This window comes from Roseovarius sp. MS2 (genome assembly GCF_051447875.1).
Lineage (GTDB): Bacteria > Pseudomonadota > Alphaproteobacteria > Rhodobacterales > Rhodobacteraceae > Roseovarius > Roseovarius mucosus_A.
In genome coordinates, this window is record NZ_JBKHVF010000001.1 from 878,029 (window position 1) to 892,302 (window position 14,274).

General features: G+C 62.7%; 15 protein-coding genes. 9 read left to right on the forward strand and 6 right to left on the reverse strand.

All coding sequences use genetic code 11. The features are described 5' to 3' along the window. The first annotated feature begins 4 nt into the window (after nucleotides 1-4). The 4 genes from ACLGGT_RS04355 to ACLGGT_RS04370 all read left to right on the forward strand — a co-directional run bounded on the left by ACLGGT_RS04355 (nucleotide 5) and on the right by ACLGGT_RS04370 (nucleotide 2,711). Nucleotides 5-661, forward strand: coding sequence for a DUF938 domain-containing protein (locus tag ACLGGT_RS04355; protein WP_437195124.1), 657 nt, complete (start codon nucleotides 5-7; stop codon nucleotides 659-661). Between the two features lie 70 nt (nucleotides 662-731). Then, complete coding sequence (locus tag ACLGGT_RS04360) at nucleotides 732-1,073, forward strand: carboxymuconolactone decarboxylase family protein (protein WP_037296980.1); 342 nt, start codon at nucleotides 732-734, stop codon at nucleotides 1,071-1,073. A 76-nt stretch (nucleotides 1,074-1,149) separates the two neighbouring features. Next, nucleotides 1,150-1,890: a glycoside hydrolase family 25 protein gene (locus tag ACLGGT_RS04365; RefSeq protein WP_437195125.1), complete on the forward strand. Its 741-nt coding sequence runs from the start codon at nucleotides 1,150-1,152 to the stop codon at nucleotides 1,888-1,890. 170 nt (nucleotides 1,891-2,060) lie between these two features. Further along, entirely contained in the window at nucleotides 2,061-2,711 is a 651-nt protein-coding gene (locus tag ACLGGT_RS04370; protein WP_437195126.1) for a hypothetical protein, read from the forward strand. A 63-nt stretch (nucleotides 2,712-2,774) separates the two neighbouring features. Here the strand turns inward: ACLGGT_RS04370 and ACLGGT_RS04375 are convergent, their stop codons facing one another. Continuing rightward, nucleotides 2,775-5,282, reverse strand: coding sequence for a GcvT family protein (locus ACLGGT_RS04375; RefSeq protein ID WP_081507504.1), 2,508 nt, complete (start codon nucleotides 5,280-5,282; stop codon nucleotides 2,775-2,777). Between the two features lie 194 nt (nucleotides 5,283-5,476). Between ACLGGT_RS04375 and panB the strand changes: the two genes are divergently transcribed. Both panB and panC read left to right on the forward strand, forming a co-directional pair. Beyond that, nucleotides 5,477-6,304, forward strand: a complete 828-nt coding sequence (gene panB / locus ACLGGT_RS04380) for a 3-methyl-2-oxobutanoate hydroxymethyltransferase (RefSeq protein ID WP_008279470.1) — start codon at nucleotides 5,477-5,479, stop codon at nucleotides 6,302-6,304. Next, entirely contained in the window at nucleotides 6,301-7,149 is an 849-nt protein-coding gene (panC, locus tag ACLGGT_RS04385) for a pantoate--beta-alanine ligase (RefSeq protein ID WP_437195127.1), read from the forward strand. Before panB ends, panC begins: the two co-directional genes overlap by 4 nt. Nucleotides 7,150-7,230: 81 nt before the next feature. Here the strand turns inward: panC and ACLGGT_RS04390 are convergent, their stop codons facing one another. The 5 genes from ACLGGT_RS04390 to ACLGGT_RS04410 form a co-directional block, all read right to left on the reverse strand. Next, a complete protein-coding gene (locus ACLGGT_RS04390; protein ID WP_437195128.1) occupies nucleotides 7,231-8,511 on the reverse strand; it encodes an acetylornithine deacetylase/succinyl-diaminopimelate desuccinylase family protein in 1,281 nt (426 codons plus the stop codon). Continuing rightward, entirely contained in the window at nucleotides 8,508-9,473 is a 966-nt protein-coding gene (locus ACLGGT_RS04395) for an NAD(P)H-dependent flavin oxidoreductase (protein ID WP_437195129.1), read from the reverse strand. Before ACLGGT_RS04395 ends, ACLGGT_RS04390 begins: the two co-directional genes overlap by 4 nt. A gap of 27 nt (nucleotides 9,474-9,500) precedes the next feature. Further along, entirely contained in the window at nucleotides 9,501-10,157 is a 657-nt protein-coding gene (gene gph, locus ACLGGT_RS04400) for a phosphoglycolate phosphatase (RefSeq protein WP_437195130.1), read from the reverse strand. After that, the gene (gene rpe / locus ACLGGT_RS04405) at nucleotides 10,154-10,855 is read right to left on the reverse strand and encodes a ribulose-phosphate 3-epimerase (protein WP_437195131.1); all 702 of its coding nucleotides are present in this window, start codon (nucleotides 10,853-10,855) and stop codon (nucleotides 10,154-10,156) included. Before rpe ends, gph begins: the two co-directional genes overlap by 4 nt. 63 nt (nucleotides 10,856-10,918) lie before the next feature. After that, nucleotides 10,919-11,773, reverse strand: a complete 855-nt coding sequence (locus ACLGGT_RS04410; protein ID WP_037296770.1) for a zinc-ribbon domain-containing protein — start codon at nucleotides 11,771-11,773, stop codon at nucleotides 10,919-10,921. Between the two features lie 162 nt (nucleotides 11,774-11,935). Here ACLGGT_RS04410 and ACLGGT_RS04415 point away from each other — a divergent pair, with 162 nt between their 5' ends. Genes ACLGGT_RS04415 through ACLGGT_RS04425 form a run of 3 tightly spaced genes read left to right on the forward strand, consistent with a single transcriptional unit; the run spans nucleotide 11,936 to nucleotide 14,258 of the window. Further along, complete coding sequence (locus ACLGGT_RS04415) at nucleotides 11,936-12,613, forward strand: cell division ATP-binding protein FtsE (RefSeq protein WP_037296773.1); 678 nt, start codon at nucleotides 11,936-11,938, stop codon at nucleotides 12,611-12,613. Continuing rightward, nucleotides 12,610-13,515, forward strand: coding sequence for a cell division protein FtsX (locus ACLGGT_RS04420; protein WP_437195132.1), 906 nt, complete (start codon nucleotides 12,610-12,612; stop codon nucleotides 13,513-13,515). Before ACLGGT_RS04415 ends, ACLGGT_RS04420 begins: the two co-directional genes overlap by 4 nt. Further along, nucleotides 13,512-14,258, forward strand: coding sequence for a lysophospholipid acyltransferase family protein (locus ACLGGT_RS04425; RefSeq protein WP_437195133.1), 747 nt, complete (start codon nucleotides 13,512-13,514; stop codon nucleotides 14,256-14,258). The genes ACLGGT_RS04420 and ACLGGT_RS04425 overlap by 4 nt, the downstream gene beginning before the upstream one ends. Nucleotides 14,259-14,274: the final 16 nt, after the last annotated feature.

The following is a 14,274-nucleotide window of genomic DNA, read 5'->3' on the forward strand; positions in this document are numbered from 1 at the left end:
GCCGATGGAGCAACGCCCCCCGCCGCCCACGGCGTCGATCGCACATGCGGGCGACGGGGCCAAACTGCACGCGCCCTCTGCCGAACGCAACGCAGCAGCCATCACCGAGGCGCTTGCCTCGATTGCCCCCGCGACAGGCCGTGCGCTTGAGATTGCAAGCGGCACGGGGCAGCATATCGTGAGCTTTGCCCGCGCGATGCCCGGCCTTGACTGGCAACCAACCGAGATTGACCCCGCGCGGCGCGCCAGTATCAACGCTTGGGCGGCAGAGGCCGGGTTGCCCAATCTGCACGCGGCCATGCCCCTGAACGCCACCCAAGCCGGTTGGGGCGCAGAGCACGGCAACCGCGCCCTGATCGTGCTGATCAACCTTTTGCACCTCATCTCAACACCCGAGGCGCAAACGCTGGTGCAAGAGGGGGCCGATGCCCTCGCCCCCGGCGGGCGCTTTGCCCTTTACGGGCCGTTCCTGCGGTCAGGCGAGGCCACCTCCGAGGGTGACGCCCGGTTTCATGCGAGCCTCATCGCGCAGGACCCCGCCATCGGCTACAAGGATCTGGAAGAGGTCCAGCATTGGCTGCGCGACGCGGGGCTCATCCTGATCGAAAGCCGTGCGATGCCTGCCAACAATGTCCTGCTGATTGCTGAGCGTTCCGCCTGATCTGGATCAAGGCCACGGGCGGCGCGGCATGGTTTCTGCCGAGGCAGAGACAGGTATGGAGATCCCGCAAATGCGTTGGCCAGACAAGATCGACACCACCCGACAGGAATTGCGCGCGCTGAATGCGCTTATCCCCGACACCGCCCGCGCCTTTGGCGGCTTGGGCAAGGCCGTCAAGGAAGGCGGCACGCTTGAGTTCAAGGTCAAGGAATTCGTGGCCCTCGGCATTGCGGTCGCCACCAAATGCGAACCCTGTATCGCCCTGCATATGGAGGCGCTTATTCGCACTGGGGCCACCCGCGAAGAGGTGGGCGATGTGCTGGCCATGTCAATCCAGATGGGCGGCGGCCCGGCGATGATGTATGCCGCCAAGGCGCTCGCCTGTTACGATGAATTGGCGGAAAAAGGGTAGGCCGTACAAAAACGGCTGACCGGGCGGCAGTCTTTGCGTTAGGCTCGCAACAGGTATCACTGTAACGGGTTTTCAGATGCTGCGTCCTTTTTTACTCTGCCTCGCCCTCATATGCGGGCCCGCTCTGGCAACCGAGCGGTATGGCGATTATGCCCCGGTCGATTTCGGCCCGCGCGGGCCGTCAAGCTATCCGGTGCATGGCCTTGATGTGGCGCGGTTCCAGAACGAAATCGACTGGCGGCGCGTGGCGCTTTCGGGTGTGGCCTTTGCCTTTATCAAGGCGACCGAGGGCGGCGATCTCAAGGACGCGCAATTCGACCGCAACTGGCAATTGGCGGCGCGCGAGGGCATCCCGCGCGGGGCCTATCATTTCTACTATTTCTGCACCCCACCCGAGGTGCAGGCGCAATGGTTCATCCAGAATGTGCCACGTCGGGGCCGCGCGTTGCCGCCCGTGCTTGACATGGAGTGGAACCCGTTTTCCCCCACCTGCGTGGTGCGCCCACCGGGGGCAGAGGTGCGCAGGCAAGCGCAGATTTTCCTTGATATCGTCGAGCGGTATTACGGCCAACGCCCGATCATCTACACCACGCCGGAATTCTACGAACAAACCGGCATCGGACAGATCGAGGGGGTGGAATTCTGGCTGCGCGCGGTGGCGAAGACCCCCGATCAGGTCTACCCCGGCAAACGCTGGACCTTTTGGCAATATACCGGCACCGGCATTGTGCCGGGGGTCGAGGGCGGCGTCGATATCAACGTCTTTGCCGGGTCTGAGGGGGATTGGAGCAGGTGGTTGCGCCAGCACCACAAGTAGCGCGACCGGGAAGGGGTGCGCTAGGTTCGCACCTACCGCGCGGGTAATTCGTTTAGAGTGAGTGCGAACCCAACATTCATTCACGAGGCTTCGTCGCGAGCTTGATATTATAATCGAACATTGTTCAAATGAATGACGGCAGATTATTGAGCGGTGTTTGGAAATAGGTGATGAGAACTAGTGTCTATTTTCTGCCCGCCACAGCACTCGCGCTCCTGACCGCGACGGTCGCAATTGCGGAAGCTCCAGAAGAAGACATCTGGGCAGAATGCCGATCCACTGAAAGTTGCACGATCGAGTACGACCATCTCGCCAATCAGGAAACCAATCCATTCTTGTTCAACGGGAAAGTCGTGGATGAAAAACACCCAAAATGGGGAAAGTACCGCAAAACCCTACGTCGCTACCCCGATGTGCGAGACTGTCTGCATGAAGCAGAGCGGTCAGCGAAAGCACCAAATTTGCTGATGATTGATTGGGAGGGCGTCGGGACGAGCGAAAACGCCTCAGTATGCGTGTTTCGGATAGCCGCCAGCCTTGGTGATATTGAGCGCACACAGACTTGGCTTGCATACCAAGGATTTAGGTTTAGCGGAATCAACCGACGAGTATCGAAAACCTTTGTTCCCGACCATGAAAACTATCCGGTTTATACTGTTACTGCGTGTTGGACGGTTGATAGGTATCGCGAGCTAAATCCTTCGTTGTTTGCCGCGATCACCGGATATGACTTGGTCCAGAGCTACCAGTTGGTTCTTACTTTTGACCAAAACCAGAAAATTGCAGGCGTATCGGTCGTTACGCCTACAAAATTCAATTGAGGACAAGACGAGCGCAAGCGAAGGGTGGGTTGCAAACAATCCTAACAAGCCCACCTCGCCGCCTCACCCATCCTTGCGGATGGTCTCGTTCTTGGGGTCATAGGGGCTGTCGCAGGTCACGACCGCATCCCAAAGCTGATCGAGCATCTTGACCTTGAGCTTGGTGCCCTCAACCGCCTGCTCGGGCTTGACATAGCCCATACCGATGGATTTCCCGAAGGCCACCGAATAGCCACCCGAGGTCAGGCGACCAACCCGCTCGCCTTCGGGCGTATAGAGCACCTCACGACCCCAGGGATCGGCATCCGCAGGCCCGTCGATCAGAAGCGTGCAGCATTTCACGCGCACACCAGTCTCGACCATCCGGGCCTTGCCGCGGAATTCCTTGTCCAGATCGACAAAGCGCGGCAGATCGGCCTCGAGCGGGGTCGCGTCACGGCCTAGCTCATTGCCAAAGGCACGATAGCTTTTCTCTTGCCGCAGCCAATTCTGCGCGCGGGCGCCGACCAGCTTCATCCCATGCTTTTCGCCAGCCTTTTCCAGCAAATCGAACAGGTAATTCTGCATCTCGATCGGGTGATGCAATTCCCAGCCCAATTCGCCGGTATAGGCCACGCGGATGGCGTTGACCGGGCACATGCCCAGTTCGATGCGCTGCGCCGAAAGCCACGGGAACCGCTTGTTGCTGAGCGCAGTTGCCGGATCGGCATCCTTGATGACGGCGTTCAGCACGTCGCGCGATTTCGGCCCGGCGATGGCAAAGACACCCCATTGCGTGGTCACGTCCTGAATCTCGATATAGCCGAATTCGCCCGCCATATCCTCGGCCGATTTACGCAGATAATCGGCGTCATACTCGGTCCAGGCCCCGGCAGAGACGAGGTAATATTCATGCTCTTTGAGGCGCACGATGGTGTATTCCGTACGCGTTGTGCCATGATCGGTCAGCGCATAGGTCAGGTTGATGCGGCCCACTTTTGGCAGCTTGTTGCAGGTGAACCAATCGAGGAACGCGGTCGCCCCCGGCCCTTTGACCATATGCTTGGAAAACGCCGTGGCGTCGATCAGGCCTACGCCTTCACGGATCGCGCGCGCCTCTTCCACTGCATACTGCCACCAGCCGCCCCGGCGGAAGCTGCGCGCGTCATGGTCAAAATTTTCCGGCGCGTCGAGTGGCCCGTAATAGTTGGGGCGTTCCCAGCCATTGACGAACCCGAACTGCGCGCCGCGCTTCTTTTGCCGGTCATAGGCGGGCGAGGTGCGCAGCGGGCGGCACGCGGGGCGCTCTTCATCCGGGTGGTGCAGGATATAGACGTGATCGTAGCATTCTTCGTTCTTGCGCGCGGCAAACTCGGTCGTCATCCAGTTCGAGGAATAGCGCTTGGGATCAAGGCTTGCCATGTCGATCTCGGCCTCGCCATTCACCATCAACTGCGCAAGGTAATAGCCCGTGCCGCCCGCCGCCGTGATGCCAAAGCTGAACCCCTCGGCCAGCCACATGTTGCGCAGCCCCGGTGCGGGACCAACCAGCGGGTTGCCATCGGGCGTATAGCAGATCGGACCGTTGAAATCATCCTTGAGACCCGATTCCTCGCAGGACGGGATGCGGTGGATCATCGCCATATACTGTTCTTCGATCCGCTCCAGCGCCAGCGGGAAGAGATCAGCACGGAAACTGTCCGGCACGCCATATTCAAAGCAGGCAGGCGCGTTTTTCTCATAGACACCCAGAATCCAGCCGCCGCGCTCTTCGCGCACATAGCTTTGCGCATCGGCGTCGCGCACGACGGGGTGTTCTTTGCCGCCCTGTCTGCGGAATTCGACCAGCGCCGGGTCCTGATCCATCACGACGAACTGATGCTCGACGGGGATTGCCGGGATCTTGATGCCCAGCTTCTTGGCGGTGGTTTGCGCATGGTTGCCGCTCGCCGTCACGACATGCTCGGCGGTGATCACGATCTGCTCGTCCGAGGGCACCAGATTGCCGCCCTTTTCCACCATCTTGGTGCAGGTCACCTCCCACGCGGTGCCGGTCCAGTGGAACGCATCCGCCTGCCACTTGCGCTCGATCATCACGCCGCGCTGACGCGCCCCCTTGGCCATGGCCTGCGTCACATCGGCGGGGTTAATATAGCCGTCGGTGTTGTGATAAAGCGCACCCTTGAGGTCGGACGTATTGATCAACGGCCAGCGTTCTTTGATCTCGTCGGGGGTCAGCCACTGATAGGGCACGCCGCAGGTTTCGGCGGTCGAGGCATAGAGCATATACTCGTCCATCCGCTCGTCGGTCTGCGCCATGCGCAGGTTCCCCACGACGGCAAAGCCCGCATTCAGCCCGGTCTCGGCCTCCAGCGTCTTGTAGAACTCCACCGAATACTTGTGGATATGCGTGGTGGCAAAGGACATGTTGAAGAGCGGCAGCAGCCCCGCCGCATGCCAGGTCGAGCCAGAGGTCAGCTCGTCCCGCTCCAGCAGCATGACATCCTCCCAACCGGCCTTGGCCAGATGATAGGCGATCGAGGTGCCAACGGCACCACCGCCAACGACGAGGGCTTTGACCTGGGTTTTCATGACGAGCGACTCCCTTAGGGTGACTTGAGTTGGGGCGATGTTTATCAATCCTGCCAATTCGCGCGCAGCCCATCCGACGCAACGCCGCACGAAAGCGACGTCGCGCCGGATCGTATGCGAAAACAGAGGTGTGGATTTCTCTGGCGAGGATTGATAGCGTGCGCCGCAATGCAGAAATGACCGGAATTCAGCCTATGAGCGCCACTGCCAACAAGACCGCCCCCCTGCCGGAGGATATCCGCGCGATGAAAGGCGGCACGCCCATCGTCAGCCTCACGGCCTATACAACACCGATGGCGCGAATGATGGACGCCGCCTGTGATTTTGTGCTGGTGGGCGACAGCGTGGGCATGGTGGTGCATGGCCTGCCCTCGACCCTCGGTGTCACGATGGAGATGATGATCCTGCACGGTCAGGCGGTGGCGCGCGGCCTGAGCCATGCCATGCTGGTGATCGACATGCCCTTTGGCTCGTACGAGGAAAGCCCGGAGCAGGCGTTCCGTAATGCCGCGCGCATCATGCGCGAAACGGGCGCTGCGGCGGTCAAGCTCGAAGGTGGGCGGCACATGGCCGACACCATCGCCTTTCTCGTGGCGCGTGGCGTGCCGGTGATGGCGCATATCGGCCTTACCCCGCAGTCCATCAACACGCTTGGCGGCTATAAGGTGCAGGGGCGCGGTGATGCCGCCGAGACGCTCTTGGCCGATGCGCGCGCCGTCAGCGCGGCAGGGGCCTTTTCGGTGGTGCTGGAAAAGGTCACAGCCACGCTGGCCGACCGGATCACCGCCGAAATCCCCATTCCAACCATCGGCATCGGTGCCTCGGTGGGCTGCGACGGGCAAATCCTCGTGGTCGATGACATGCTGGGGCTTTTCACCGCCTTCAAACCGAAATTCGTCAAGCGCTACGCCAGCTTGGGCGCAGAAGGAGAGGCGGCTATTGCCGCCTATGCCGCCGAGGTGCGCGCCCGGACATTCCCCGCGCCCGAACATACCTTTGCCGACAAGGCCCCGCGCGGATGAGCGCGCCCATTCTGCGCGACCTTGACGCGCTGCGTGCCGCCACCCGGCCTTGGATTCTTGCGGGCGAGACGATTGGCGTCGTGCCCACCATGGGCGCACTGCATGACGGGCATCTGTCACTCGCAGCGGCAGCCAAGGCCATCTGCGACCGGGTGATCGTGACTATCTTTGTCAATCCCAAGCAGTTCAACAATCCCGAAGACCTCAAGAACTATCCCCGCACCGAAACCGAGGATGCGCGCAAGCTGGAACGCTTTGCGGTAGACGCCCTCTGGGTGCCGGAGGGCGATCAGATGTATCCGCCACATTTCGCCACCACCGTTTCTGTCGCGGGCCTCACCGATGTGATGGAGGGTGTCTATCGACCGGGCCATTTCGACGGGATGGCCACTGTCGTGACCAAGCTTTTTACCCAGACGGCGGCCACCGACGCCTTTTTCGGCGAAAAAGACTATCAGCAACTGATGGTCGTGCGCCGGATGGCGGCGGATCTCGATATTCCGATCACTGTGCATGGCTGCCCGACGATCCGGGAAATCGACGGTCTGGCCATGTCCTCGCGCAACCTTTTGCTGTCGGACCGCGCCCGCACCACGGCCCCCGTGCTGCATGAGGTGATGGAGCAGATCGCCGACGGGCTGCGCGACGGCACCGATTTCCAAGCGCTGCATACGAAGGCTGTGGCGCGGCTGGAACGCGCGGGCTTTACCGGGGTCGATTACCTTGATCTGCGCGCGCAGGACGATCTATCGGCCTTGGCGGCCCCCACGCGCCCGGCCCGTCTCTTTGCGGCCGCATGGCTTGCGGGCGTGCGCCTGATCGACAATATCGCGATCGGAAGCTGAGCGGTTTCACCGGTGTCTAAACCCTCAAAGTCCGGCGCCCGCAACACGCGCCGCTCTTTGAGTATTTGCTGAACAGCGAACTCAAACCCCCAGCAACTCCGCAAGGGCAAGCGCCATCACGCGTGCCGAGTGTTCCATATCGTCGATCCCCACATATTCATCCGGCTTATGCGCCAGATCGAGGATGCCCGGACCATAGGCGATGCAGTTCTTCAGCCGCCCGATCCGGTCGATATGTTTCTGGTCATAGGTGCCGGGGCTGACCACGTAATCGGCGGCATGGCCGAACACCTGATCCACCGCCCGCGCCACCGCCCCTACCACCGGCGCATCGCGGTCGGTCATTGTGGGCAGGACGCGGTGCAATTCCCGGATCGTATAGTCAAACCCCGGCCTGCCTTGGCGCAACGCCTCTAACAGGTCGCGAATTTCTGTTTCGACCGCGCCGATATCCTCTTCTATAAGGAATCGCCGGTCGATCACCATCCGGCAACGGTCGGGCACGCAAGGGCTGGGCAGGCCGGTGTAATCGGCGTCTTGCTCTGGCTCTCCGCCATGGATGGAATTGATGTTGAGCGTCGATTGCCGCGCGCCCTCGGGAACCACGGGCATCTCGGTGCGCCGGGCCGCCAGTGCCGGGAAAAGCTGTTCCTCCATCCGCGCGATGACCGCGCCCATGTGGCGCACGGCGCAATCCCCCAGAAACGGCATAGAGCCATGGGCAATCTCGCCGTGGGTCTCGATCTCGGCCCACCAGACACCGCGATGCCCAAGGCAAATCCGATCCTTGCCCAAAGGTTCCGGAATGATGACGTGATCCACCCGGCCGGGGCTGAAATAGCCGCGCTCGGCCAGATAGGCCACGCCGCCAAAGCCGCCCGATTCTTCATCCGCCGTGCCGCTGATCTCGATGGCCCCGGCGTAATCGGGGCAGGTGGCGATGAACGCCTCTGCGGCGATGATGCTTGCCGCAAGTCCGCCCTTCATGTCACAGGCGCCGCGACCATAGATTTTCCCGTCGATCACCGCCCCGCCAAAGGGGTCCACGCTCCAGCCATGGCCGACCTCGACCACGTCGATATGGCTGTTGAAATGCACGCAAGCGCCGGGGCGCGCGCCCTCACGCCGCGCCACGATGTTCCAACGCGGGTGCCGGTCACTGTCGCCGGGGGCCCCTGTGGCGCGGATCAATTCGGTCGCGAACCCCGATGCACGCAAACGACGGTCGAGATAATCACAAATCTCGCGATAGTTCTCGCCCGGCGGATTGCGCGTCGGAATACGGATCAGGTCTTGGGTCAGCGCGATCAGGTCGGCGCGCCGCGCAGCGATTTCTTGGCGCAGGCGATCTGGCAGGGTCATTGTGCCCAGCCCGGCGCGCGCCGGAACAGCGCTTCGGCATCCTCGACCATGCGCACGATGATCTCGGCCACCGGCGGGCGGTCATGGATCAACCCCGTCGCCTCGCCAACAAAGGTATTGGCGCGGTCAGGATCACCCGCTGCCCAGCCCGTAGCCCAGTCAGCGCGCGCGCTCATATCGGTGCGCAGTGCATCGGGATCATCATGCCACCGCTCTGTCACTGCATTGCGCAGCACCCGCGCCGTATAACGCGCGGGCCACCGCAGATCGCGCGCGGCATCCATCACCGTGGAGCGGATCGTCTGATCGCCGGTGGCGGCAATCGCAGCATCGGTCATCGCCTCAGACACCTGCGCCTCGGCAGAGGCCCAGAGGCGTGAGCCGATCAGAACGCCCTCTGCCCCCAGCATAAGGGCGGCGGCCAATCCCCGCCCATCGGCAATGCCCCCCGCCGCCACGAGCAGCACCTCGGGGGCGTGAACCGCCAGCCAATCGGCCACCTCGGGCACAAGTGTGATCGAGCCGCGCCGCTCGCCATGGCCCCCGGCCTCGGCCCCCTGCGCCACGATCACCTGCGCGCCGCAGTCCGCAGCGCGTTGCGCATCACGCAGGGTCTGAACCTGACAGACAAGCGGCACGCCAGCATCGGCAATCCGTGGCGCAAAGGGGGCTGGATCGCCAAACGACAGGCAGAGCGCCGCCGGTTTGCGCGCCAGAACCTGATCCAGAACAGCCGGATTCTCGGCCATTTTCCACGTGATGAACCCGCATCCAACCCGCGCATTCCCCACCTCGGCAAAGGCACTATCCAGCCAGTCGGCATTGCCATAGCCCCCGCCAATCAGGCCCAACCCGCCCGCATGGGTCACAGCCGCCGCAAGCCGCCCCCCGGCCGCAAAGGCCATTGGCGCGCAAAGAATGGGATGGGTCAGGCCAAAGGCCTCGGTCAAACGGGTTCGCATGGGGCGAGTATGCCCGCGCAATCCCCCTCAGGACAAGAGGTCTGTGATCAGCCCTGGCAGGTCGGTGAAATCCGAAAACGCCCGGTCATGGGTGATCCGCTCGACCGGCCCTTTGCGATAGCCCTCGGTATACAGAACAAAAGGCACGCCCGCCCGCGCTGCGGTTTCCGCATCAACCTCGCTATCGCCGACAAAGATGACGTCCCGCGCACCAAGCGCTGCGGCGGTGGCCTGAAGCGGGGCCGGGTCCGGCTTGCGCACGGTCAGGCTGTCACCCCCGATGATCACTGGGAAATAGCCATCCAGCCCCAGATGCGCCAAGACCGCATGAGCAGGACCTTTGGGCTTGTTGGTGCAGAGACCAAGGGCAAGATCGGCCCCCGCCAGCCCATCGAGCGCGCCCATGACACCCGGATAAACCTGTGTCAGGGTCACGGCGGTTTCGTAATCGGCGATGAACTCTTCGATCATTCGGGCGCGCAGCGCGCCATCCCCTGCCCGCCCGCGCGCCGTCAGGCAACAGGTGATGAAATGCGGCACGCCGCTGCCGATAAAGCTGCGGGTTTCGTCGGGCGTGAACGCCGCAAACCCATGCTGTGCCATCAGGCGGTTGGCGGCTGCATGGATATCCGGCGCGCTGTCGATCAGCGTGCCGTCGAGATCAAAAATGACCGCACGGCTCATGCCATGGCACCGGTCGCCGCCTCTGCCGCGCGACGGATCGCGCGGATATTCTCGCCATAGACGCCCGGATTGTCGACGCTGCCGCCCTTGAACACCGCAGAGCCCGCCACCAGCACATCGGCCCCTGCCGCCGCCATCAGGGGGGCGGTTTCCGTGGTGATGCCACCGTCAATCTCGATATGGATGGGTCGGTCGCCAATCATCGCGCGCAGCCGTTTGACTTTGTCGATCTGGCTATGGATGAACTTTTGCCCGCCAAAGCCGGGGTTGACCGTCATCACACAAATGAGATCCACCATATCAAGCAGATGCTCAACCGCGTCGATGCCCGTGCCGGGATTAAGCGCCAGCCCCGCCTTGCACCCAGCCTCACGAATGGCCTGCAAGGTGCGGTGGATATGCGGCCCCGCCTCAAGATGCGCGGTCAGCACATCAGCCCCCGCCTGTGCAAAGGCGTCGATATAGGGATCGACCGGCGAGATCATCAGATGCACGTCCATCACCGTCTTGATATGCGGGCGAATGGCGGCACAGAGCGGCGGACCAAAGGTCAGATTGGGCACGAAATGCCCGTCCATCACATCGACATGCACCCAATCACAGCCCTCGGCCTCGATGGCGCGGATTTCAGCGCCAAAGTTGGCGAAATCCGCCGATAGGATGGACGGGGCGATCTTGATCGAACGAGTAAAGCTCATGGCAGGTCTCCACTAGGGCGCATGCACGGGACATGCGCCGCCCATAGCCAGAGGTCAAGACCCCTAGAACCAGCCTCCGACCAACTGATCAAGCCAAACCCGCGCCATATTGACCGCGCTGACGTATTGCGTCAGCGGTGCCTCGGCGGCGGGAATAGATGCGGCCAGACGCGGCGCCAGAGCATAGACAAGCGCCGCCAAGCCAAAGGTAATGATCGCCAGCCGAAAGCCGCTGCGAAAACCGCCACGCCCAACCGGCAATTCGATATCCTCGGGCATCGGGCTTTGCGCAGGGTCTGCGCGGTCGCCGGTCGAGGTAAGCGACGAGTTGATCTCTTCGATATCAGGCAAGAGATTGCGCCGGGATGAGGGATCTATGCTGGCATGGGCATCGGGCATCTCGGGCGCGGTCGGTGCCGAAGGGCCAGAGGTGCCGCGCAGACGCTCCATCCGGGCACGGGCCTGGCGGGTGCGTTCATCCTCGGTCAACTCCGGCTCTGTCAGGCCAAGGTCGGGCTGCATTTCAATGCCCCCCGGCGCGCTGCGCACCTGGCGCTCGCGCTCTGCCTCTTGCCTCAGGATATCGGCAACGCCCGGATCAATGCCACGCCGCGCAGGACGGGCGGGCGCGGGCTCTGGCTCTGCAAAATCTTCGTCCAACAGATCGTCGTCGTACTCGTCGTCCTCATAGGGCGCGTCGGATAGGTCCTCAGTGACCGGCGGCGCGGGCGGCGGCACGTCTTCCTCACGCGGCGGAGGCCCCAGATCATCGTCGCCCGAGGCGTCGGGCGCATGCGACGCATGATGCTGAAACCACGTGTCCCCGCAGTTGGAGCATTGCACATCGCGCCCGCTCAACGGGATCACTTCGTCGGGCACCTCGTATTGTGCGCCGCAATTCGGGCAAATCAGCCTCATTCTGCCACCTGCTTCTTGCCGCCGTTGTCCGGCCCCTCTCGTTTGCCGTCAGCATAGGCGGTTCGCGGCTTTCGGAAAAGGCCAAAGCGAATCACGCGCAGGATCATTGCACATGTGTGGCCTCTGGGGCATTTAGGGGCTGTGAGTGACAAGGGGACAGCCGTGATCGAGCTGGAAAATGTGGCCTATAGTTATGGTGGCGGGGAATTGCTGGCAGATGTATCGCTGGCGCTCAGCCCCGGTTCGTTTCATTTCCTGACCGGACCGTCGGGATCGGGCAAAACGACGCTGCTCAAGCTGTGTTATGGGGCGCTTGTCCCCACGGCGGGACAGGTGCGCCTGTTCGGACAGGAACGGCGCACGATGGAGCGCGACGATATCGCGATGATCCGGCGACGGATCGGCGTGGTGCATCAGGATTGCCAGTTTCTCGATCATCTGAGCGTGTCCGAAAACATCGCCTTGCCGCTGGCCGTATCGGGGCGTGATCTTTTGGCTGAGGATGCCAATCTGCGCGAATTGACCGGCTGGGTCGGTCTTAAGGAACGCGCCAATGCCCTGCCGCCGGAATTGTCGGGGGGCGAACGCCAGCGCGCCGCCCTTGCGCGCGCGGTCATCATGTCGCCCGATGTGGTGCTGGCGGATGAACCGACCGGCAATGTCGATTGGGAAATGTCGCAGCGCCTCTTGCGCCTGTTGATTGAGTTGAACCGGATGGGCAAGACGATCCTGATCGCCACCCACGACCTCGCCCTGATCCGCGCCGCCAAAAGCCATGTTCAGGCGCGCGTCCTGCGGATTGCATCGCGCAAGCTGCAATTGGCGGGGGCGGATCTATGAAGCTCGATCTTACGCAGGTCAAGACCCTGCTGCGCAGCGATGGACAGGCCGACCGCGTGGTGCCGCCGACCGGCTTTACCGCTTGGCTCACGCTGTTCAGCGCGGGCGTCATGGCCTTTCTCGCGGTTTTCGCCCTTGCCTTGTCACTGGCAACCGGGCGGCTGGCGGATCGCTGGGGCGACGAGTTGGCGCGCACAGCAACCGTGCGGATTTCGGCCCCCGAAGGCCAGATGGCAGCGCAGACCGCAGCAGCGCTGCGCGTGCTTGAAACCACCGCCGGGGTGGACCGTGCCCGCGCCCTCACAGATGAAGAGCAGGCGGCGCTTTTGGCACCGTGGTTTGGCCCCGGCCTGCCCATTTCCGATCTTCCGATCCCACGCCTGATCGAAGTGATCGAAACCTCCGATGGGTTTGACGCCGAGGGCCTGCGCCTGCGCCTGAGCGCCGAGGTGCCGGGGGCCATGCTCGACGATCACACCCGCTGGCGGCAACCTCTGGTGCGCGCGGCCAGCCGGTTGCGCCTCTTGGGGTGGGTGTCGCTGATCCTGATCGGGGCGGCGGTCGGGGCGATGATCACGCTGGCGGCCAACGCGGCCCTTGCAGCCAATGCGCAGGTGATCAGCGTGCTGCGCCTTGTGGGCGCGCAGGATACCTATATCGCCCATGCCTTCGTGCGTCGTTTCACGCTTCGGGCACTCAGCGGCGCCTGCGTCGGCGTGGTTCTGGGCTGCGGCGCGATCCTGCTTTTACCCAGTGCGCAGATTGAGGGCGGTTTTTTGACTGGTCTCGGATTTCAGGGCTGGCACTGGGTCTGGCCCTTGATCATTCCGCTGCTGGCGGCCTCTGTGGCCTTTCTTGCCACCCGGCTTGCCGCGCAGCGTACCTTGAAGGATATGCCATGAGGTTTGCCGTTCAATGGGTGCGCTCGCTGCTCTTTGTGGCGCAGATGTATGTGATGCTGCCCGTGGTCGGGCTGGTTTACATGCCCGCCGCGATTGTCAGCCGCAAGGGGGCTCTGGCTGGATGCAAGGCCTATTGCCGCTGGGTCCGTTGGACCGCGGCCTGGATGGTGGGCCTGCGCACCGAAGTGCGCGGCACCCCGCCTGATGGCCAAGTTTTGATCGCCTCAAAACATCAATCCTTTCTCGATATTCTGTTGATTTTCAGCGAATTGCCCACTGGCCGCTTTATCATGAAGCGCGAAATTCTCTGGACGCCGGTGATCGGCCTTTACGGAATGCGGATCGGCTGTGTGGCTGTGGATCGCGGCAAGCGGGGCGCTGCGATCAAGAAGATGGTCGAGGATGTGGCGCGCGGGGCGCAGACCCCCGGCCAGTTGATCATCTACGCCCAAGGCACCCGCGTGGCACCGGGGGTCAAAATGCCCTACAAGATCGGCACTGCCGTGCTTTATGAGCAGATGGGAGTGTCCTGTGTGCCCGCCGCGACCAATGTCGGCGTGTTCTGGCCCAAGCGCGGCATTTATCGCAAGCCGGGGCTGGCGGTGGTGGAATTCCTGCCTCCTATCCCGCAGGGTCTGGACCGCAACAGCTTTATGGCGCGGCTGGAGCACGATATCGAAGGTGCGTCAAACGCGCTGATGCGCGAGGCGGGATTTGATCCAGAACAGCCCGCGCGCAAGTAAGGCGCTCCGGGTCGGC

Excerpts from the sequence above, each read along its gene's own strand:
- ACLGGT_RS04355 (WP_437195124.1), top strand. The coding sequence starts at position 5 with ATGGAGCAACGCCCCCCGCCGCCCACGGCGTCGATCGCACATGCGGGC.
- ACLGGT_RS04360 (WP_037296980.1), top strand. The coding sequence starts at position 732 with ATGCGTTGGCCAGACAAGATCGACACCACCCGACAGGAATTGCGCGCG.
- ACLGGT_RS04365 (WP_437195125.1), top strand. The coding sequence starts at position 1,150 with ATGCTGCGTCCTTTTTTACTCTGCCTCGCCCTCATATGCGGGCCCGCT.
- ACLGGT_RS04370 (WP_437195126.1), top strand. The coding sequence starts at position 2,061 with ATGAGAACTAGTGTCTATTTTCTGCCCGCCACAGCACTCGCGCTCCTG.
- ACLGGT_RS04375 (WP_081507504.1), bottom strand. The coding sequence starts at position 5,282 with ATGAAAACCCAGGTCAAAGCCCTCGTCGTTGGCGGTGGTGCCGTTGGC.
- panB (WP_008279470.1), top strand. The coding sequence starts at position 5,477 with ATGAGCGCCACTGCCAACAAGACCGCCCCCCTGCCGGAGGATATCCGC.
- panC (WP_437195127.1), top strand. The coding sequence starts at position 6,301 with ATGAGCGCGCCCATTCTGCGCGACCTTGACGCGCTGCGTGCCGCCACC.
- ACLGGT_RS04390 (WP_437195128.1), bottom strand. The coding sequence starts at position 8,511 with ATGACCCTGCCAGATCGCCTGCGCCAAGAAATCGCTGCGCGGCGCGCC.
- ACLGGT_RS04395 (WP_437195129.1), bottom strand. The coding sequence starts at position 9,473 with ATGCGAACCCGTTTGACCGAGGCCTTTGGCCTGACCCATCCCATTCTT.
- gph (WP_437195130.1), bottom strand. The coding sequence starts at position 10,157 with ATGAGCCGTGCGGTCATTTTTGATCTCGACGGCACGCTGATCGACAGC.
- rpe (WP_437195131.1), bottom strand. The coding sequence starts at position 10,855 with ATGAGCTTTACTCGTTCGATCAAGATCGCCCCGTCCATCCTATCGGCG.
- ACLGGT_RS04410 (WP_037296770.1), bottom strand. The coding sequence starts at position 11,773 with ATGAGGCTGATTTGCCCGAATTGCGGCGCACAATACGAGGTGCCCGAC.
- ACLGGT_RS04420 (WP_437195132.1), top strand. The coding sequence starts at position 12,610 with ATGAAGCTCGATCTTACGCAGGTCAAGACCCTGCTGCGCAGCGATGGA.
- ACLGGT_RS04425 (WP_437195133.1), top strand. The coding sequence starts at position 13,512 with ATGAGGTTTGCCGTTCAATGGGTGCGCTCGCTGCTCTTTGTGGCGCAG.